Annotated in this window: 22 protein-coding genes; 5 read left to right on the plus strand and 17 right to left on the minus strand. The window is 42.3% G+C overall.

What is annotated here, in order from left to right; translation table 11 throughout:
- Nucleotides 1-1504: choice-of-anchor L domain-containing protein (locus G498_RS0105280; RefSeq protein ID WP_211227763.1), on the minus strand; the 1504-nt coding region annotated here is incomplete at its 3' end.
- A gap of 132 nt (nucleotides 1505-1636) precedes the next feature.
- Here G498_RS0105280 and G498_RS0105285 point away from each other — a divergent pair.
- The 4 genes from G498_RS0105285 (at nucleotide 1637) to G498_RS0105300 (ending at nucleotide 5693) form a co-directional block, all read left to right on the plus strand.
- Nucleotides 1637-2536 (plus strand): NifU family protein, encoded by a 900-nt coding sequence (locus G498_RS0105285; RefSeq protein WP_026980208.1) that lies wholly within the window; start codon nucleotides 1637-1639, stop codon nucleotides 2534-2536.
- A gap of 94 nt (nucleotides 2537-2630) precedes the next feature.
- Entirely contained in the window at nucleotides 2631-2834 is a 204-nt protein-coding gene (locus G498_RS0105290) for a dodecin family protein (RefSeq protein WP_026980209.1), read from the plus strand.
- A 61-nt stretch (nucleotides 2835-2895) separates the two neighbouring features.
- Nucleotides 2896-4917: a thioredoxin domain-containing protein gene (locus tag G498_RS0105295; protein ID WP_035744222.1), complete on the plus strand. Its 2022-nt coding sequence runs from the start codon at nucleotides 2896-2898 to the stop codon at nucleotides 4915-4917.
- Between the two features lie 5 nt (nucleotides 4918-4922).
- Nucleotides 4923-5693: a mechanosensitive ion channel family protein gene (locus tag G498_RS0105300; protein ID WP_051269742.1), complete on the plus strand. Its 771-nt coding sequence runs from the start codon at nucleotides 4923-4925 to the stop codon at nucleotides 5691-5693.
- On the opposite strand, the gene tsaB is transcribed toward G498_RS0105300, so the two are convergent.
- The 3 genes from tsaB to G498_RS0105315 form a co-directional block, all read right to left on the minus strand.
- Nucleotides 5683-6354, minus strand: coding sequence for a tRNA (adenosine(37)-N6)-threonylcarbamoyltransferase complex dimerization subunit type 1 TsaB (gene tsaB / locus G498_RS0105305; RefSeq protein WP_026980212.1), 672 nt, complete (start codon nucleotides 6352-6354; stop codon nucleotides 5683-5685). The genes G498_RS0105300 and tsaB overlap by 11 nt on opposite strands.
- A gap of 135 nt (nucleotides 6355-6489) precedes the next feature.
- Nucleotides 6490-7794, minus strand: coding sequence for an efflux RND transporter periplasmic adaptor subunit (locus G498_RS0105310; protein WP_026980213.1), 1305 nt, complete (start codon nucleotides 7792-7794; stop codon nucleotides 6490-6492).
- A 3-nt stretch (nucleotides 7795-7797) separates the two neighbouring features.
- Nucleotides 7798-9132: a TolC family protein gene (locus G498_RS0105315; RefSeq protein ID WP_026980214.1), complete on the minus strand. Its 1335-nt coding sequence runs from the start codon at nucleotides 9130-9132 to the stop codon at nucleotides 7798-7800.
- A gap of 149 nt (nucleotides 9133-9281) precedes the next feature.
- Between G498_RS0105315 and G498_RS0105320 the strand changes: the two genes are divergently transcribed.
- Complete coding sequence (locus tag G498_RS0105320) at nucleotides 9282-10673, plus strand: DUF4403 family protein (RefSeq protein ID WP_026980215.1); 1392 nt, start codon at nucleotides 9282-9284, stop codon at nucleotides 10671-10673.
- A gap of 59 nt (nucleotides 10674-10732) precedes the next feature.
- Here the strand turns inward: G498_RS0105320 and G498_RS0105325 are convergent, their stop codons facing one another.
- From G498_RS0105325 to gcvH, 13 genes are all read right to left on the minus strand, one after another.
- Complete coding sequence (locus G498_RS0105325) at nucleotides 10733-10987, minus strand: hypothetical protein (RefSeq protein WP_051269766.1); 255 nt, start codon at nucleotides 10985-10987, stop codon at nucleotides 10733-10735.
- 10 nt (nucleotides 10988-10997) lie between these two features.
- Nucleotides 10998-11579, minus strand: coding sequence for a DUF420 domain-containing protein (locus G498_RS0105330; RefSeq protein WP_026980217.1), 582 nt, complete (start codon nucleotides 11577-11579; stop codon nucleotides 10998-11000).
- On the minus strand, nucleotides 11580-12206 hold the full coding sequence (locus G498_RS0105335; RefSeq protein WP_026980218.1) for an SCO family protein: 627 nt from the start codon (nucleotides 12204-12206) through the stop codon (nucleotides 11580-11582).
- Nucleotides 12207-12209: 3 nt separating this feature from the next.
- Nucleotides 12210-12860, minus strand: coding sequence for a hypothetical protein (locus G498_RS0105340; protein ID WP_026980219.1), 651 nt, complete (start codon nucleotides 12858-12860; stop codon nucleotides 12210-12212).
- A 72-nt stretch (nucleotides 12861-12932) separates the two neighbouring features.
- Nucleotides 12933-13283 (minus strand): cytochrome C oxidase subunit IV family protein, encoded by a 351-nt coding sequence (locus G498_RS0105345; RefSeq protein ID WP_026980220.1) that lies wholly within the window; start codon nucleotides 13281-13283, stop codon nucleotides 12933-12935.
- 21 nt (nucleotides 13284-13304) lie between these two features.
- Nucleotides 13305-14282, minus strand: coding sequence for a cytochrome c oxidase subunit 3 (locus G498_RS0105350; protein WP_026980221.1), 978 nt, complete (start codon nucleotides 14280-14282; stop codon nucleotides 13305-13307).
- 44 nt (nucleotides 14283-14326) lie between these two features.
- Nucleotides 14327-14908: a cytochrome c oxidase subunit 3 gene (locus tag G498_RS0105355; RefSeq protein WP_205619165.1), complete on the minus strand. Its 582-nt coding sequence runs from the start codon at nucleotides 14906-14908 to the stop codon at nucleotides 14327-14329.
- Nucleotides 14909-14910: 2 nt separating this feature from the next.
- Nucleotides 14911-15825 (minus strand): heme o synthase, encoded by a 915-nt coding sequence (gene cyoE / locus G498_RS0105360; protein WP_035744218.1) that lies wholly within the window; start codon nucleotides 15823-15825, stop codon nucleotides 14911-14913.
- A 122-nt stretch (nucleotides 15826-15947) separates the two neighbouring features.
- Nucleotides 15948-16436 (minus strand): SRPBCC family protein, encoded by a 489-nt coding sequence (locus G498_RS0105365; RefSeq protein WP_240470454.1) that lies wholly within the window; start codon nucleotides 16434-16436, stop codon nucleotides 15948-15950.
- Between the two features lie 102 nt (nucleotides 16437-16538).
- Nucleotides 16539-18650: a hypothetical protein gene (locus tag G498_RS0105370; protein WP_026980225.1), complete on the minus strand. Its 2112-nt coding sequence runs from the start codon at nucleotides 18648-18650 to the stop codon at nucleotides 16539-16541.
- A 15-nt stretch (nucleotides 18651-18665) separates the two neighbouring features.
- Nucleotides 18666-19409, minus strand: a complete 744-nt coding sequence (gene deoC / locus G498_RS0105375; RefSeq protein ID WP_026980226.1) for a deoxyribose-phosphate aldolase — start codon at nucleotides 19407-19409, stop codon at nucleotides 18666-18668.
- 50 nt (nucleotides 19410-19459) lie between these two features.
- Nucleotides 19460-19849 (minus strand): VanZ family protein, encoded by a 390-nt coding sequence (locus G498_RS14690; RefSeq protein WP_051269745.1) that lies wholly within the window; start codon nucleotides 19847-19849, stop codon nucleotides 19460-19462.
- A complete protein-coding gene (gene gcvH / locus G498_RS0105385; protein ID WP_026980227.1) occupies nucleotides 19839-20219 on the minus strand; it encodes a glycine cleavage system protein GcvH in 381 nt (126 codons plus the stop codon). The genes G498_RS14690 and gcvH overlap by 11 nt, the downstream gene beginning before the upstream one ends.
- Nucleotides 20220-20256 lie beyond the last annotated feature (37 nt).

A 20256-nucleotide genomic window follows, 5' to 3' on the forward strand; every position in this document is an offset into this window, starting at 1 on the left:
CATCGTTATCGGCGTCGGCCAGGGTATGGTGGTAGGTTACCGTATATCCCGGTTGGTTATTCGTCACATCATTATTCAATGCCGCAAAATCAAATATCGCTACTCCTGAACCCGCTGCATTCTCACACAAAGTGATGTCTGCCGGAGTTTGTGGAGTGGAACCGCAGTCGTTGATAATTAAATTAAAAGATCTAAAAACTGGACAACCAGGAATATCATAATTTAGCACCTTTATCCAAATCGTTGTTGATGGAGCTAATGTTGAATAAGTTGTCCCTATTGGATTCAACCCATCTATTGCGTCTTGTTCTGATAAATAATAAGTTACATTATAATAGTTTTGGTCAATAGCATCATTATATTCTGAGAAATCAAAATCAACTAACGCTCCATTATTATCACACTGCACAATATCAACTGGTTCTTCCAAAAAAATTATTTCTTCACTAAACTCAATAAAAATTTCATCCGTCAAAGAACAGCTAGTTCCAGTATTGGATGCCGTAACCGAATATAATCCCGGTACTGTAGCCACAATTGAGGGACCAGTTTCTGTCGTTAAAACATTTCCGTCATGTGACCAAACAAAAGTATACTGAGTAGGATCTAAGCCCGTATCCAAAACTTGAGTATTTCCGAAACAAACCATAGTCCCATCGGCAATTGTCAAATCAGCACCTAAATTAGCCTGACCAACGTTAAACGATCCCGCCCCAATAAATACAGCAGAATCCCAAGCATTGTCCCGTAAATCTGAAACAGCTAATTTAATATGGTATGGTCTGCCGGGTATAACCGGAGACGAAGCTTGCATCACCACTAGCTGACCATCAAATTTGATAGCCGAACCAGCTCCGTTATACTGTGCGAAATATTCAGGATTAGCTCCTCCACAGGACTGCCCATTGTCCGGGTGCACATTGGTTACCAAAATAGGCGTAGAAGTTCCGGGAAGTACTGCCAGATTAGTCTTCACATTGGTTACCAAATCTGTTAAGATAAAAACGAAAGCATCGGAATAGTTACATTCAAAAGACCCGCCATCATATTCCTCAGACGCAAATAAAAAGTCGAAACTCATTGAGTTTGTAAGCGGAATAAAATCAAATTCCAACTTACTTGCATTGTTAGAGGTATCCGAATTCCCGGGGGGAATCGCATTTACAATAGCCTGTATTTCAGCATCTCCCAACCAGGCGCTCGTTCCGTCAGATGACGTTGGACCTGCCGGACCAGGAACCGAAGTTAAAGCACCACTCGACAAAACAACACCTGCAGCCATCGGAAAACCCGGGTTTGTATTTTGAAAATAACCCACTCCGTTTACCGAACCGTAGTTGGTTCCGGTCGTAATGGTGTGATTACTGGTTGTAACGCATGGCGTGTCCATCAAAACATTTACCAATTGTTGCGCTGTATAGGTTCCGTTTACGGTTACAGCCTGTGAAAATCCGCTGATTCCGAAAAACAAAAACAGCAAATGCAATAAGTAGTTATTTTTCATATATGTTATATTGGTTGTGTTCTTTGCCATATTTAAACAAACATTAAAACAATGTTAATTTTTCACTTAAATTGCCAAATATACTTAATAGAGAATTATTCTTCGCTAAATTTGCAAAAAATCACAAAATCCATGCTAAAAGTAACAATAAAAGAGACTCAAAACCCTAATATCGTGAAGTTTGAGTTTCCGGATTTCATCACCAAAAGTCAGAATTTCGAATTTAAGAACATCGACGAAACCGCGCAATCTCCGTTGGCCAAAAAACTGTTTTATTTACCTTTCGTTAAAACGGTATACATCTCAGGAAATTTCATCGCCATCGAAAAATTTTCCATTGTCGAATGGCACGAAGTAAAAGATTTGGTGGCTGAGGAAATCGAAACCTTCATCGACAAAGGCGGTAAAGTACTCAACATCGACGAAAACACCACCAAAAAAATTCCGGTAACCGTATACAGCGAAACCACTCCGAATCCGTCGGTGATGAAGTTTGTCGCGAGCAAAATGCTGACCAAAACGATGGTGGAATGCAAAAACATCGACGAAACCGCTTCTTCTCCGTTAGCCAAGGAATTGTTCAAATTTCCGTTTGTAAAAGAGGTGTTTATCGATGAGAATTACGTTTCCATTTCCAAATACGACATCGCCGAGTGGATGGAAATCACTCAGGAAATCCGTTCGTTTATCAAAACGTATATCGAAGAAGGCAAAACGGTTATCGACGAGTCGCAAATCGTAAAAACAAGCAGCCACGAAAAACAACAGGAAGCCTATTTCGACAAACTGGATACCACTTCGCAGCAAATCGTCAACATATTGGAAGAATATGTAAAACCGGCGGTACAATCCGATGGCGGTAACATCATGTTCCAGTCGTTCGACGAAACCGAAAAGCGCGTGAAAGTAATTTTACAGGGTGCCTGCAGCGGTTGTCCTTCGTCTACATTTACCCTGAAAAACGGCATCGAAAACATGCTGAAAGAAATGTTACACGATCCGGAAATTAAAGTGGAAGCCGTTAACGGATAATTTTTCACACTTGCTCTAAAACAGCCCCAAATAATTGGTTTTTAAAAGATTACCTATTAAATTAGTAAGCTAAACCTTAAAAATCAATACAGTCATGGGAGTAATGAAAGTTATCGAAATTCTCTCCAGTTCTGATGTGAGCTGGGAAGAGGCCACCAGAAAAGGCGTTGCTGAAGCTTCAAAAACCTTAAAACACATCCGTTCCGTTTACGTGCAGGACCAAAGCGCCGTGGTAAACGAAGACGGAAAAGTAACCGAATTCCGGGTGAACCTGAAACTTACCTTCGAAATCAAATAGTTTCGGGAAATCGCCGTATCTTTAAGCGTTCTGTTTTGGAGCGCTTTTTTTATTGACACTTATGAACGAATTACAACACGAAACCAGCCCGTATTTATTACAGCACGCCCACAATCCCATTCACTGGAAAGCCTGGAACGATGCTTCTCTGCAACTGGCCCGAACCGAAAACAAACTGCTGATTGTCAGTATCGGTTATTCCGCCTGTCACTGGTGCCATGTCATGGAGCACGAAAGTTTTGAAGACGAAGAAGTCGCCGCTGTGATGAATTCCGGTTTTGTTTCGATAAAAGTCGATCGCGAAGAACGGCCCGATGTCGATGCCATTTACATGAAAGCCGTACAACTGATGACCAGGCAAGGCGGCTGGCCCTTAAATGTAGTGTGCCTTCCCGACGGCCGGCCTGTTTGGGGCGGAACGTATTTCAAAAAAGACCAATGGACGGACATTCTGCAACAGCTTCAAAACCTGTATGTGGAAAACCCCGAGAAAATGTTGGACTATGCTGAAAAATTACATCAAGGCATTACCGTCTTAGGCGTTGTGGAGAAAAACACTTCCGACGAAAGCCGCCATACAGATCGTATTAAACCTTTAGTGGAAAAATGGTCGAAAAGCTTCGACTGGGACTTTGGCGGTTATGCACGTGCCCCGAAATTCATGATGCCGAACAACTATCTGTTTTTACAGCGTTACGGTTATCAGACGCAATCAAAAGAGTTGCTCGATTTTGTCGATTTAACGCTTACGCGGATGGCATACGGGGGTTTGTTTGACACGGTAGACGGCGGCTTTTCAAGGTATTCCGTGGATCTGCGCTGGCATGTTCCCCACTTTGAAAAAATGCTGTACGACAACGGTCAGCTGGTTTCGCTTTATGCCGAAGCGTACAAACGCACCAAAAATCCGTTGTACAAGGAGGTGGTTGAAAAGACACTGGCTTTCGTCGAACGGGAACTGCTGCAGGAAGATCACGCTTTTTATTCCGCGCTGGACGCGGACAGTATCAACGAAACCGGCACTTTGGAAGAAGGCGCTTTTTACGTCTGGAAAAAAGAACAGCTACAGCAGATACTGAAAGAGGATTTTGAAATATTCGCCGAACTCTTCAACATCAACGATTTCGGTTATTGGGAACATGACCATTACGTGTTGATTCAAAGCCAAACGACTGCAGCCATCGCTTCGCAATTCGGCCTGACCGAAACCGAGCTGCGCCAAAAAAAGAAAGACTGGGAACAACTCCTTTATAACGAACGGAAAAAACGGCCAAAACCCAGACTGGACGACAAATCGCTTACGTCCTGGAACGCCCTGATGCTGAAAGGTTATACCGATGCTTACAAAGCACTAGGTAACGAATCCTATCTGGCTGTTGCCGAAAAAAATGCGCAATTCTTAATAACCCGGCAATGGTCTGAGGAAGGTTTGCTGTGGCATTCCTATAAAAACGGCAAAAGTACCATTCCCGGTTTTCTGGAAGATTATGCCTTTGTGATTGAAGCATTCCTCAGTTTGTATCAGGCTACGTTAGTAGAAACCTATCTGCACCAGGCAAAACAGCTCACCGATTACACTTTGGAACATTTTTACGACGAAGCCAAACAGTTTTTCGCTTTCAACGCCCGGAACAGCACACAACTGATTGCACAGCATTTCGAGACAGAGGACAATGTGATTCCGGCCTCCAATTCGGTAATGGCGAACAATTTGTACACGTTGGGACTTTTGTTTCACAACAGTTATTACGAGAAAGTCGCGGTACAGATGTTACATCACGTGATTCCGTATATGGATTATGCTTCGGCGTTTTCCAATTGGCTGAACCTTTGGTTAAACCTTTCGGACGATCAGAAAGAGCTGGCCGTTTGCGGAAAAGAAGCTTTGGCAAACATCAAAACTTTAAATGCGGAATACCTCCCGAATGTAATCCTTGCCGGAACGACTACAGCATCGAATCTTCCTTTTCTGCACAACCGATTTGACGAAGCAAAACAGTTGTTTTATATTTGCCAACACAAAAACTGCTTGTTGCCGAACGAATCTTTGCAACAAACAGTATCCGAATTAAAAATCCAATAACCGTCATGGAAGTAACCAATGTAAGCAACGTGTTCAATCGCTATTTTAACTTCTTAATCGATTACTCACCGCGCGTGGTTTCGGCCTTGCTGATTCTGTTTATCGGGATTTGGGCCATTAAAATTCTGCGAAAAGTCGTGGAGCGCATCATGATCAAACGGGAACTGGAACCTACACTGATTCAGTTTACTCTGGATATTTTGATTTGGGGCGTGCGCATTTTGCTTTTCGTCACCGTAATTTCCCGTTTAGGCGTGGAAACATCCTCATTCGTGGCGATTCTAGGAGCCATCGGTTTGGCTGTGGGGATGTCGTTACAAGGGTCGCTGTCCAACTTTGCCGGCGGTATGCTGATTATCATGTTCAAACCGTTTAAAGTAGGCGACACTATCGAAGCGCAGGGCGAAACGGGCAAAGTACTGGAAATCCATATTTTCACCACCAAAATACTAACCGCTCAGAATCAGGTTATTTTTATTCCGAATGGCGCGTTGTCGAACAGCAAAATCAAGAATTATTCTGAAAAAAACATGCGCCGCAGCGATCTGATTGTCCGCACAGGCTACGATTCCGATATTAAAGTGACGAAAGCGCAACTGGAAACCATCGTCAAAAACCATCCGAAAGTATTAAAATCTCCGGCTCCGGAAGTTTTCGTACACGAGTTGGGCGAAACCACCGTAAATTTCGGCCTCCGCGTTTGGGTTAAAAACGCCGATTACGCCAAAGTAAGTTCTGATATTTTAGAAGAAAGTAAAGGCGTGGTTAAGCTTTAGGCTTGGTGGTCATCACGAAATCCTTCAGATAGAACGGCTCGAAATACGCTACATCCGCAAAATCCTTTTGTTGAAATTTCTCAAAAGACATCGCGCTCATTTCGTTGGCCGACGGATGAATCACTTTGTCGTGATACACAAACTTATCCGAAACGAGCACTTCTTTGCATTTTGAAGCTCCGTCACCAACCAGATGAAGCGGTCCGACAACTTCGGCATACGTGTTTTCATCTATAATTTCGGCTTTTGTTTCGCGGATTTTTGTATAGTCCTTATCAAAAAAAGCGGTAAAAACTTCCATTCTCCTGGCATCAAGCATGGGAACGACGATTCCGCTTTCAATGGTTATTTTTCGGGAAAGCGCTTCCAACGTATCGGTGGCTAACAACGGAATGTTGAGCGCATAACTTAACCCTTTGGCCGCCGAAACACCAATCCTTAAACCCGTATAGGAACCCGGCCCCTGACTGACGGCCACGGCATCCAGGTTCTGAAAAGTGAGTCCGGCCTGCTGAAGCGCCTGTTCGATAAAAACGTGCAGTTTTTCCGCATGCGAATACCCTTCATCCGCCACTTCCAGACAGACTACAGTTTTCCCGTCTTCGGCAAGGCTTACCGAACAGTTTTTGGTTGCGGTTTCTAAGTTTAAAATATACGCCATCGGTTTACAATTATTGGCAAAGATACGGGTTTGAAATCCCAAAAACCAAATCGCGGAAGGTCCTTAAAACAAATAAAAAAATCCAAACGGCCTGTTACGAACCGTTTGGATTTTCAACAACCTCATATCGGGTTATTATTTTTTTGTTTTGTCGTCGGATTCTTTTTTCTTCAGCGTTACCTTATCGCCCGGATTCAGCTCTTTGGTAACCGTGGTATACGGTCCGATGATAATCACATCGCCTTTTTTAAGTCCGCTTACGACTTCGATGTTGGTATCGTCCTGAATTCCGGTTTTGATCACGCGGATTTTGGCCTTATCACCTTCTTTTACGAAAACGCATTCGAATTTTTTATCGGTGGAACCTTTGATTTTTTCCTCCTGTTTTTTCTCCAGTTCTTCTACAATGTCTTTTTTTACGGAAGTCGTATCCGATTTCATCACTACAGCGCTGATCGGTACCCCCAGAACATTTTCTTTTCGGTTGGTAATGATATCCACCGTAGCGGTCATTCCGGGACGGAACGGTGAAAAATTGGCCGGTTTCCCTTCCATCAAATCCTGATACGATTCTTTCAGAATGCGCACTTTTACTTTGAAATTGGTTACCTGATCGGCTGTGGTAGTCGCAGTGGAGGAATTGGAAATACTGGTTACCACTCCTTTAAATTCTTTTTTCAGATAAGCGTCCACTTCGATTTTGGCTTCGTCGCCGATATTGATTTTCACGATGTCGTTTTCGTTTACATCGACTTCCACTTCCATGTTGTTCAGGTTGGCCACCCGAAGCAACTCGGTTCCGGCCATTTGCTGGGTTCCCAAAACGCGTTCACCCAATTCCACATCCAGTCTGGAGATGGTTCCGTCTGCCGGCGCGTAAATGGTGGTGCGTCCTAAATTATCCTTAGCTTCGGTAACCGTAGCCGAAGCACTCTGCACGTTATAATACGCCGATTGTTTGTTTGCCTGAGCCACTTCATACGCCGAAACCACTTTGTCCCACTCCGATTTGGAGATTACGCCCTTTTCAAACAATCGTTTGTTGCGGTCGTAATTGGCTTTCGCTTCTTTTAGCTGTGCTTCTGCCTGACTTAACCCCGCTTTAGTGGTAGACAAAGACGCAACGGTTCGGTTTACGCCGGACACATAAATATCGGGGTTGATTCTTACCAACAAATCGCCTTTCTTTACCGTTTGTCCTTCTTTTACCGGCAAGTCGATAATCTCTCCCGATACTTCCGAAGAAATTTTCACTTCCACTTCCGGCTGGATTTTTCCGGTGGCCGATACGGTTTCCACTATGGTGATGGCGTCGATTTTAGCGGTTTCCACCTCTTTTCCTTCATCTTTTTTACCCAACACTCCTGTTTTGGCTAATACCACCAATACAACGATTAATCCAACAGCACCGAATAATAAATATTTAGTTCTCTTTGTCATGGTTTATTGTTTTTTATATAACGGAATTCCGAAATAGAATTCCAATATTTTAGTTCTGAAAATGTAGTCGTATTTGGTTCGCAGCACTTCGGATTGGGCGTTCTCAAGGGCAACGGTTGCCTGCGAATAATCGAAAGAATTCATCAGCCCGATTTCATAACGCGCTTTGGAAAAATCAAACGCCTGTTTACGGGCTTCCAATGTTTTTTGAGCAGCCTCATAAGACTTCTGCGCATTCGAAACATCGTTATATGCCTGATACACATTTCGTTCCAGATCCAATTCTGCCTGCTTTAACTGCAATTCTGTTTTTTCTTTGTTTATTTTGCTGCGCTGTACACGTCCACGTGTGGCAAACCCGTTTAAAATAGGCACATTCAACTGCAGTCCAAAAGCAGTACCGTCAAACAGGTACAACTGATCGATAAATTTTATATCCACACTTTCAGACCATCGGGTATTATACCCCAAAAAAGCCGATAGTGTAGGCAGATAACTTGATCTTGCAAGGGACACATCTTTTTTGGCCAAATCCAGGTTAGCCATGGCTATTTTAACGTCTTTTACGGCTTCTTTTGCCTTTGCAACTATGTTTTCCTGACTTTCATTCAAAATGGCAGACAACGGAACATCGTAAGCCTCATCTGCAATATCAAAACTCGCGTATTCTTCCAGCAGAAGCAATTGGCACAAACTGATTTTGGAGATCAACAGCGCGTTTTGCGTATTGATGATCTGTTGCTCCTGACTGGCATCTGTGGCCTGCAATTCGTAAATGTCTCCGGCAGGAAGCGATCCGGCTTCAATAAGCTGTTTGGTTCTTTCGATATTCTGTTTGGAAATTGTGTTCTGATTCTGCAATACTTTCAGTTGCTCTTTATTGAAAAGAATCTGCAGGTAACCGTTGGCTACAGACAACGCAATATCGTCTTTCATCTTATCCAAACGATAATTGTTGGCTATCTCACTGAGTTTAACCCTTTGCAAAGCTCTCCAGTTCTGCAATCCGTTAAAAAGAGGAATACTCGAATTGGCACCTGCCGATAACGACTTAAACGTTTCGTTCTCAAACTGGTTTGTAGCCGGGTTAATATTAGCTCCTGTATTGATACTGTAGTTCGCATTCGCATTGAGTGTTGGCAAAAAACCGCCAATGGCTTCCAGCTTTTCAACCGCTACCGTTTTTAAATCCAGTTCGGACTGTTTGATGGAAATATTATTTTTAATGGCATAATCCACGCACTCTTCCAAAGTCCATTTTTTGGATTGTGCCTGGGATTGATATGCAACGAGCAACAATCCGGTGAGCAGCCATTTTGCTGCGGTTAAACTTCTCATAGGCTTTAATTTGAAAAGAGCATTACAAAGATATCATTTTTGAGAGTAATCTCTTATCCGTAAAAAATAAATAAGACGTATTTCTTCAGGAAAAGTTACAGTATCGCACGAATAAAAATTTTACATTTACGCGATTTATTACAGTTTTCATGAAAACAATTTTATCCTTGCTTACCGCTTCGGCTTTGTTGACAATTTTCACTGGTTGCTCTACCTCCAAAAGAGTTGACGCCTTAAAACCAACACCCAGCGACAATACGCCAACCGTCTACAAAACGACCACTTCATTTATCGCCATGCCGGTGGAAGTTCCGCTGAAAGAAATCGAAAACCAGCTCAACAAAACCCTTACCGGACTGATTTACAACGATTCGATACTTTCCGATGACAATACCGAAATGAAAATCTGGAAACAGGCTCCCGTGAAATTGGCAGAGAAAGACGGTAAAATACAATCGGTTTTGCCGATGAAAATCTGGATTCGGGTAAAATACGGCACCGAATTTCTGGGTATGAACGACATGAAAGACATCAACCTGAACGGTACCATCAAATTACTGAGTGAGGCCCGGTTATCGAACTGGAAACTCACCACCACTTCTGTAATTGAGGATTTTGAATGGAGCGAAAGCCCTTCCATCGAAGTAAAAGGACGAAACATTCCGATTACGTATTTGGTGAATCCTACCTTGCGCATTTTCAAGACGAAAATTGCCAAAAAGATAGACGAAGCCATCAATAAATCCACCGATTTCAAACCGCAGGTTTTAAATGTGCTGGAGAAACTAAGCACTCCCTTCCTGACCAGCGAACAATACGAAACCTGGTTCAAACTCATTCCGACCGAATTGTATGTAACCGATGCCGTCTTATCCAAAAGCAAAATCACAATGGACATGGGACTGAAATGCAGCATGCAGACCATTGTGGGACAACAGCCGCTCAACACGTTCAAAAAAGAAAATATCCAGTTGAAACCGGTTACCAAAATGCCCAACAAAATTGAGGCAACGGTAGCAGCAGTTTCTACCTACGAAAGTGCTTCCCGGATTTTAACCAAGAATTTTCAGGGCCAAACCTTTGCTTCCGGAAGCCGTAAGATAACCGTTCAGAAAGTGGATGTATGGCATAAAGACGGCAAAATGATTATTGCATTAGACATGATAGGTAGTGTAAACGGCACGATTTATTTATCCGGATTTCCGAACTATAATGCTGTGACTAAGGAAATTTATTTCGACCAACTGGATTATGTACTGAACACGAAAGGCGTATTGACCAAAACGGCAAACTGGTTGTTAAGCGGGATGATATTGCGCAAGATTCAGGAGAGTTGCCGGTACTCCATCAAAGGAAATCTGGAAGACGGAAAGAAAAACATGCAGCCGTATCTGAATAATTATTCGCCGATGAAAGGCGTTTTTGTAAACGGTTCATTAAACGATTTTGAATTCGACAAAGTAGAACTGACCGACAAAGCCATCATCGCCTTCATCAAAACTTCCGGTCAGATGAATATTAAGATTGATGGTATGGAATAAACAACCGCATCCGACACAAAACAAAAAAGCGATTTCCCCATTGAAACTGCTTTTTTGTTTTATTTCGCTTCTTTACTCTTCCCGTATTTCAAACGATAGACAGCATATCCAATTACCGCTACCAATATATAAGGAATAGCCATCAGGTAGACAATTCCGTCATTTACGGCTTCGGCCTTAACGCCTGAGGCTTCACTTTCAAGAGCAGCGCGACACATGGCACATTGCGCCTGCACATCCGCTAAGGCAAAAACAAAAAGGAATACAAAAAAGAAACCTGTCTGCTTTAAGTTTAACCCTTTCGCCGTAGCCATTATTTTATTATTAGTGCGCATAATAAGGAGAAATCATCATGTAAACTATAACACCGGTAATGGCCACGTACAGCCACATCGGAAACGTTATCTTGGCAATCTTTTTATGACGTTCAAAATTGTTGGAAATCGCTCTCACATACGTAATCAGCACAAAAGGAATAATCACAACTGAAAGAGCAATATGCGTTAACAAAATAACCAGATACAACAATCGGGCCTTGCCTACCACTAAAGCTTCTTCGGCATCCAAAACGCCGTTGTGGTCTGCATCTCCGAAAACCGTGGAATCCGAGGTCATGTGATAGGCCACGTACATTCCTAAAAAGGCTACCGAACAGGCAATTGCAATCTTAATCAAACGCTCGTGTAAGGCTCTTTTGCCGTTTTTAATAGCCCAAACGGCTGCAATCAGAAGAATTGCCGTGATTCCGTTTATTGTTGCATAAATCGGCGGTAAAAAGGACAGCGGCTGCACATCATAGCCTAATTTTCTGAGATTGACTCCGAAAAGTAAGGCCACCACCAAAGGAATAGCTACGGATAAAACGACTATCCATTTATTGTATTTTTTTTCTGCTGACTGATCCATTTATTCTTCCAATAATTTTTTAATGTCTTCTTTTAACATGTCGATGCCCGGCTGTTCCAAACCATCGTAGTACAAAATCGGGTTGCCGAATTCATCGCGACGACAACGGATATTCCCTTCTTTGTCTACTAGGGCAAACATTCCGGAATGCTCAAAACCGCCGGCCACATTTTTATTTTCCCCGGCATACAGGTTGAAGCCGGTTTGGGCCAGTTTGAAAATATACGCTTTATCGCCTGTTAAGAAATGCCAGTTGTAATGCTTTGCCCCTAACTGTTCGGCATGTGCTTTCAGCTGTTCCGGAGTATCCGTTGTCGGATCAATGGTAATGGACGCTATTCCGAAGTCCGGCTTTCCGTAAAATTCTTTCTGCAGTTGCAACATATTCTGATTCATGCGCGGGCAGATGGTCGGGCAACTGGAAAAGAAAAATTCCACCACATACGCTTTCCCTAAGTAGTCTTTATCACTAATCTTTTTATTGTTTTGATCGGTCAGCTCGAATGCCGGAACCGGACCTACCAGATACAAATCGGATTTCTGGAATTTGGCCACGATTTTCGGAACTGCCCAGATGCCGAATAACAGCACGATAAAGGAAATTCCTATATAGGATTTATTTTTCATTTTTTAGATTTTTCGCTTGTTGTTTCTTTTGAGTGCCAAACGGTATTCGGCCAGGATAATTTTTACATCATCGGACATTTCGTTGTGCAAATCGGCCGCGGAAATAGTATTGTAGCCTTCTTTATATTCCTGTTCTCCTTTTTTGTTTTTCCCTTTTCTGCCCCGAAGGTTTCGGTCTTTGTCTATGATGAAAACATTCGCCGTGGCAGCATTGGCATTTAACTGACCCACCAGTTTTAACTGTGCGTAATAGCTCTGAATTTCTTCAGGCTTGGCGAAAACGTAATGCCAGGAAGTCATGTCGGAAATACGGGCCAGTTCTGCTTTGATGGTTTTTGCATCGTTTTCCAGTCCTACCGGAAGAACCATAACAACCTGAAAATCCTGAAAGCTTTTGTTCTTATCGTAAATTTTCTGCTGAAGGTTAAACTGGTTTCCCTTTTCTTTCACGAATTCCGTTCCCGGAAAACCCAATATGGTGATTTTCTCCCGAAGCTGAACGTTTTCTCCATGCAAAGTCTTCCATTTGGGCAGTTCTGGCACATTTGGGGTTACAGTGGGCAATTTTACAAAACTGTTTACACCGGAGGCAAAAAAAAGGTATGCGCAAATAGGCAACGCAAAAAGAACCGTCAGGACAATATACTTCTTCATTGTAATTCTTGTTTCGGATACAAAAATAAAAAAAGGTACGCAATGCGTACCTTTTAATTCGTTAATATGCTATTAAAATATCCATTTATATTGTGAGGTTCTGAATACTTCGAATACATAATCGGCTTCCACAAGCAAAATAAACACTAAATAAAGGATTAAGAACACCAGCGGCCCAACGACTGACCATCTCAAGTTGCTTTTTTCTCCTTCCATGTGCATGAAAGCCCACGTAATGTAGTATGCTTTAACCACTGTTAAGATAATGAATATCCAGTTTAACAAACTCATTGACAAAAGATTTGTCATGTATAAAGAATGAGGCTTAACTATACCTAAAGCTACTTCAACAATTGTAACCAAAGACAAGAAAGCAAATACTCCCCAAATTCTTTTTGTATTAGATTCGTGCGAATGTCCCATGATAAAATTCTTTTGTGTAAATTATACTAAATAGAAGAATGTGAATACGAACACCCATACTAAATCTACGAAGTGCCAGTACAATCCAACTTTTTCAACCATTTCATAGCTTCTCCTTTTCTCGTATGTTCCTGCAATAACATTTAAGAAAATAATGATATTGATAATAATCCCGGAAAATACGTGGAATCCGTGGAATCCGGTAATAAAGAAGAAGAAATTTGCAAACGTTTTATGACCGTATTCGTTGCGGTACATGTTAGCACCTTCCACAACCAATTTGGCTTCTTTTAATCGCTCTAATGATTGCTCTCTTGAAAGCACTGTTTTCTTTTTGTCTTTAGTAATCACTTCTGTTCTTACCAAAATATCAGGATTAGCTTTAAAACCTTCCACCACTTCTTCCACAGAATAAGTAGCCAAGGTAGGTTCGCTCATAAACCAAACCCCGTCTTTTCTTTCCAATTGCGCTCTGTCTTTCGGTAAGTGTTTCGCAAAATCTGCCAAGGTTACACGTTCTCCTTCTCTGTTTACAAACTGAAGAATCGAACCTCCTTTGGTTTCAATTGCGCCGTGAGAACCCTGGATGAAGTTTTTCCACTCCCACGCCTGAGAGCCAACGAAAATCATACCTCCAACAATTGTTAAAGCCATATAAATAGCCACTTTTTGCTTCTGCAATTTATGCCCTGCATCTACCGCCAATACCATTGTTACCGACGAAAAGATTAAGACAAAGGTCATAAATGCCACATAGTACATTGGCGCATCCACACCATGCAAGAAAGGAAAGTGTGTAAATACTTCATCGGCAATTGGCCATGTTTCAATAAATTTAAATCTTGAAAAACCGTAAGCAGCAATAAACCCTGAGAAGGTTAAGGCATCCGATACGATGAAAAACCACATCATCAGTTTGCCGTAACTTGCTCCCATCGGCTCATTTCCGCCGTCCCAAGTTTTTCCGTTAGTAGCTGTTGTAGTAACTGTCGCTCCCATTGTAAAGTTATTTGTTAAAAAGTTCCCAAATTTACATTTTTTTTCTATTTGTAGAAATAGAAAAATAAAAACAAATACAACCACAGAAAATCGAGAAAGTGCCAAAACATCGCACCAAGCTCTATTCCAAGGGTTTGAGTTGCATTGTATTTTTGTTTATAATGATTATAAATTACAACCAAAAGCGCAATTGTTCCGCCAATTAAGTGTGCAACGTGCATGATTACAAACGCATACAAAAACGAAACCGTGATCGTTCCCGTACTTCCGGTAGGTACGAAACCATTGGCAAAAAGTTCGTTAAATCCCGAAAACTGCAGATAAATAAAGGCAATCGCCAAAGCCAATGTTAGCAAAAGATAAGCAGTGGTTGCGCCTCGGCTATCCTTTTTAATCGAAATTTTGGCCAGGTGAAACGTCACACTGCTTACCAATAAGACAATTGTACTGATGATAAACGCTTTCGGCACTATCAAATCGCTCACCCAATCCGGACGGGATTTACTGATTACAAAGGCACTCGTCAATCCTGCAAAAACCATCACGATGCTGATTATGGCAAACCACAACAGCATTTTATAGGATTTTGCTTTTCTTTCTCTTTCTTCCTGAACAGACATTTCCATACTTATTGCAAAAATTTATCAATAACATACACTAACTGCAGCAGTGAAATATAAGCCACACTGACCAACATTAACTTTTTGGCTGCTTTTTCATCCATTTCCTTATAAAGCTTCACGGCGTAATAAAGCATCCAAAGCCCAAGCAGCAACACAAAAACGGCCGCCACAAGACTTAACTTCAAATCACCTGTAAAACCGACCACGGGAATCAGCGAGGCAATGATTAGCCAAACGGTATACAAAATGGTCTGCAGCGCTGTTTTCTTATCCTGTTTTCCGGTCGGCAACATAAAAAAACCGGCTTTTTCATAATCTTTATACAAAAACCAGCCAATTGCCCAAAAATGCGGAAACTGCCAGAAAAACTGAATCAGAAACAAAGTCCCGGCTTCAATGCCAAACGTATTGGTTGCCGCCACCCATCCCAACATAAAAGGAATAGCACCCGGGAAAGCCCCCACAAAAACAGATAACGGCGTTACGGTTTTTAAAGGCGTATAAACACTGGTATAAAGAAAAATGGAAATTGCCCCGAACATTGCGGTCTTAGGATTGATTGCATACAGAATTGCCAATCCTATCAGCGTTAAAACCATTCCTAAAACAAAGGCGTTTTGCTTGGATATTCTCCCGGAAGGCAACGGACGGTTCTTGGTTCGTTCCATCTTAGCATCCAAATCGATTTCTATAATCTGATTGAACACGTTGGACGCTCCCACCATGCAGTATCCGCCGACTCCCAACAATATAAACGTTACCCAGTTAAACGGATGCTCTTCGGAAAACCCTAAAAGATAACCCACTATCGAAGAAAAAACAACACTTACAGCCAATCCGGCTTTCGTGATTTCTTTAAAATCCGCAAACAAGGTACCGATTGAAAGTGGTTTTTCAGAAGTATTCAAAATGGTTTTTATTTCATTGCTTTAATTGCGGGCAAATATACTTCAAAAAAAAAGATTTATTCAAGACTAAACACTGAAAATAAGCTCCTAAAACAAGTTTTAACAAAAAACCGACTTTAACAGCCGGCCTTGTATTATTGTTCTAAAATCTTCTTCAAATCATCCAAACCGGTTTGGAGTGCACCACCCAGCTCTTTATCCATATCAAAGGTTAAAAGCATCAGGTTCATCGGGTAATCCATATGCCCGTTAAAACCCCATTTTACTTTGGTTTGATTCGGACCAACAGCTTCAGTGGTAAAATAAGCATCGTCTTCTGCTTCGAAAGGCTCTTTGAAACGCAGTTTGAAATCGATGCGCTCATTTTCGGTGATGTTTACGATTTCCTGTTCTCCTTTGCCCAACTCCGGGTTTTTGCTGTCCCAGGCATAGATGAATCCCACTTGCCCGTCGGTACCTTTGAAGTCTTTTTTGGAATTGGGATCTTTCTTGTTCCAAACGCTGAAATTATCCTGATTTTTTACCAGTCTGATGTACTGAAACACCTCCGCTTCCGGACGGTTGATCACCACTTCCCGCTCAATGGCATAGTCTTTTTTTACAAATAAACCGGCAATCAGCAATATGGCAACACCACAACAACAAATAACAGTAGTTTTTTTAAAATTCTCATACGCATTTAATTTTGGTTAGTTTTTAAATGTACGAAATATTTTCACAAACGGTTAAAAATCGTAATACCAGTTAAACAAATCAGAACGCAAACCTACTGAGAACCAGACCGTATCCGATTTAAAAGTGGTAAGCGTTTCCGTAGCCGGATCAAAATTCCGGTAAATCAGGTTCCCGAAAACTTTCAGGTTCATGACCGGATTTACGACATAGCCCGCCTGCAAATCGGCAATCATGATATTGGTTTTATTACCCTGTCCGATGGTTACACCGGTGTCTGCATAACGTTCTTCTTCGTAATCGCGATAGATATTGCCACCGTAATTGGTGTTGGCTCCGCTGTTCTCGAAATCGAAGCCTTTGATTCCGTACACCAATTTAGCATCGCCGAACCAGCGTCCTTTATAATATCGGGCAATACCGACAAACTCTCTGAAGTTCGCGCCCCACAAATGCCCCATACTCTGGTTGTTGTGTCCGTAATTGGTTAAAATATTGCTGTGCGAATACACATACGGACGCACGTGGTTGTATTCCGCCTGCACCATCAGGTTTTTAACCGCAAACGCGTCGTAGTACTTCATACCCAACTGATAGCCGAATTTGTTTTTCCAGCTTTGCTGCCCGCCTTTCATGTCGCCCAAAGAGAATTCGTCGAGCAAAAACTGACCGTACAGATTCACTTTGCTGTTCCATTTGTATTTGGAGGTCAGTCCCAATGTGGCATTACCGCTTCTGGACGAAGATGAAAACTCAACCGAACGGTAGAAAATAATCGGGTTTACAAAGTTCAGATCAAAACCTCTGTCGTTGGTATTGGTCCAGATTACCGATTCGAAAAAGCCCATATTCCAACGCTTGGTCACATTCCAGCTCAGATAATGGTTGGCCATGTATTTGGTGGCGTAGGTTCTGTCGACCGTTACTTCCGGACGCACGTCTTTCAGCCACATATAGGTATTGGTATACTTGATTTTCCAGAAGGTTGTATTGATTTTAAAGTACGGATATGGACTTGCCGCATCACTGGTTAACAGCGAACGGTAACCGTCTCCGACAAAATTTCTCCCATAACCCAGCTGCAGATTGATCATCTCGTTAGGCACATAGGTAATATTGGCTTCCGCCGACGGAAAATCGAAAGCATCGGTTTTAAATTCCTTGGCGATTCCGATTCCCGGAATGATGGCCGGATTTCCACCCGCTGGCGCCATCGAGACCGCATAATTGTTGAAATAATCCGCAAAACGGCCCTGGCTTTCAAAAATTGAAGTCGAGAAAAACAGTTCTTTCCCCAAACCACCCTGAATCTGAAGCCCGCGTGTGTTCACGAAAGTATAATCCGCTTGTTTGCTCTCGAAATCTTTTCCCATGCGCAAATCCCAAATCGGGTTCATGGTAAACCAGTACTTTTCGCCTTGGATGGCTACTAGGTTTTCGTTCCACAGCTTCCGTCCCCACCATGAGGTTACCGGTTTCATACTCGTTTCATAATCCGATTTCAAATCGTAATACTTGGAGACTTCCGCATACGAATACGGTTTAGATGCCGTGTGGTTGTTACTTCCAACGACGTTCATCGCTGCATCGAATCTCCCGTAATTGTTATGGGTAAACGGCAGATTCAGATAACTTTTAAACTGCGGGTTCTCAAACTTTTTGTAGACAATGTTGTCGTATTCCTTCAACTCGGCATTCGGGTCGATTGTTTTGCTTTTCTTCTTGGCCGCTGCCGTTTCCGCCTCTTCTTCCGACTGATACGGCAAAGGTTCCACCAACGGTATGGCTATTTTGATGGAATATTTGGCATAGGTAGGTTTTCCGGAATATTTCGCCGGTTCCACTTTAGGCAACGCGCCGAAAACACGTTGGGTTTCCTCAATCAGTTCCGGAAAAGCCGCATCGGTATAAAGCACTTTAAAAGTTCCCAATGTATCTACCTCAAAAAGAGCGATAACGGTTCCTTTGTAGTTTTTCTCGGTTACCGCAGCCGGCACTTTAAAATTGTGGTACACAAAGTTCTGCAGGGTGTTGTAAAAACAGGCTTCCTGCTGCATTCCGGCCAACTGGCATTCCGGAAACACCGGCAACTGTTCTTTGGAAGTCTGTGCGGTAACCGTTTGAAATAGGCCAGCAAGAAAAAATATTCGTAAAAAATTATTCATTTAAAAAAGAAAAAATTAATATTCATTTTTAGAAACCCCGCCATCCGCAATCACTTTAGCAGAAGACGTTCCGATGCGTTTTACCCCCAGCTGAATCATCGTCACAGCCTCTTCATAAGTACGGACGCCTCCGGCCGCTTTTACCGGTAATGGAAAAGAGTTCTCCAGCATCAGTTTTATGGTTGGAACAGTTGCCCCGTTAGGTTTGTTGTTTTCGGTTTCATAAAATCCGGTGGACGATTTCACGAAAACAAAATCGTACTGGTTTTCCTTGAAATTAGCCACCACCACATTCTTGATCAAAGCCGACAACTGTACAATCTGATGATCGTTTAAGGCCGCCACTTCAATAATCCATTTTACCACTTTATGATGCGACAATCCGAGTTTTGTACCTTCCAGAACCTGCTGTTTTACCCATTCGGTTTCGCCTCTTTTGAAGGCTTCGTAATCCACCACAAAATCCAAATCGTCGGCACCGTCTGCAATGGCCTGGGCCGCTTCTTTCAGCTTGGCTTCCAGGGTTCCGTTGCCTTCCGGAAAATCGATTACGGTTCCTATATCCACCTTAGAATGCTGCGCGGTAATCATCTCTTTGGCCAATTTGACCATTTCCGGACGAATCATAATCAGCTTGAACTTTTCGTCTATGGCTTCCTGAATGCAGTTGCGAACGATTTCCAAATTGGCCGCTTTGGTAACACCCGCCTGTGAAGCGGTCTTCAAATAGGTTGAATCTAAATACTGTTTTATATCCATGTGATAAAAATAAAAAAATCCCACACAGGTGGGATATTTATTTGTCATTTTTATTGACCTGCTTTGGAGTTTTGAGTAAAACGCTTTATCAGCCACAATACTAAAACCCCAACCGCACTTCCGGTTACGTTAGCCAGAACATCAAGGACATCGGCTTTTCGGGTGGCGGTAAAAATTTCCTGCAACACTTCAATCAGTGTCCCGTAAAAAAGCGTAAAAAGCAAAACCAAGGTGGCTTTTAAACCAAAACGCCAGTTTACAAACCTTTTTTTAAAGTAACGGAACCACAAAACCGTAAACACAAAGTAAAAAACCGCGTGTACCGTTTTGTCCGTTCCGGGAACCGAAACACTTGGAATGGACGAGGTGCTGACCAAACAGGCTACTGCTATTCCAACCGTCCAGACAAAGGCCGCGTAGAAATTCTTCTTAGGCTCCAATCAATGCTTTGTAATCGTCTGCAGATAATAAAGAATCGACTTCCGACAGGTCTGAAATTTTCACTTTAACCATCCATCCTTTGCCGTATGGATCGGTATTTACAGCTTCCGGAGCAGTTTCCAGCTCTTCGTTGAATTCAACAATTTCACCGGAAAGCGGTAAGAACAAATCCGAAACCGTTTTAACGGCTTCCACTGTTCCGAAAACCTCTTCTTTTGCTAAAGTCTGGTCTAAGGTTTCTACTTCCACATAGACAATATCTCCAAGTTCTTTCTGTGCAAAATCAGTGATTCCTACTGTTGCGATATCGCCATCGATGCTTACCCACTCGTGGTCTTTTGTGTACTTTAAATTAGCTGGTATATTCATTGTGTTAATTTTTATTTCGCAAATGTACTTTATTCGG

Origin of the sequence: Flavobacterium suncheonense GH29-5 = DSM 17707 (assembly GCF_000430025.1) — a bacterium.
GTDB lineage: Bacteria > Bacteroidota > Bacteroidia > Flavobacteriales > Flavobacteriaceae > Flavobacterium > Flavobacterium suncheonense.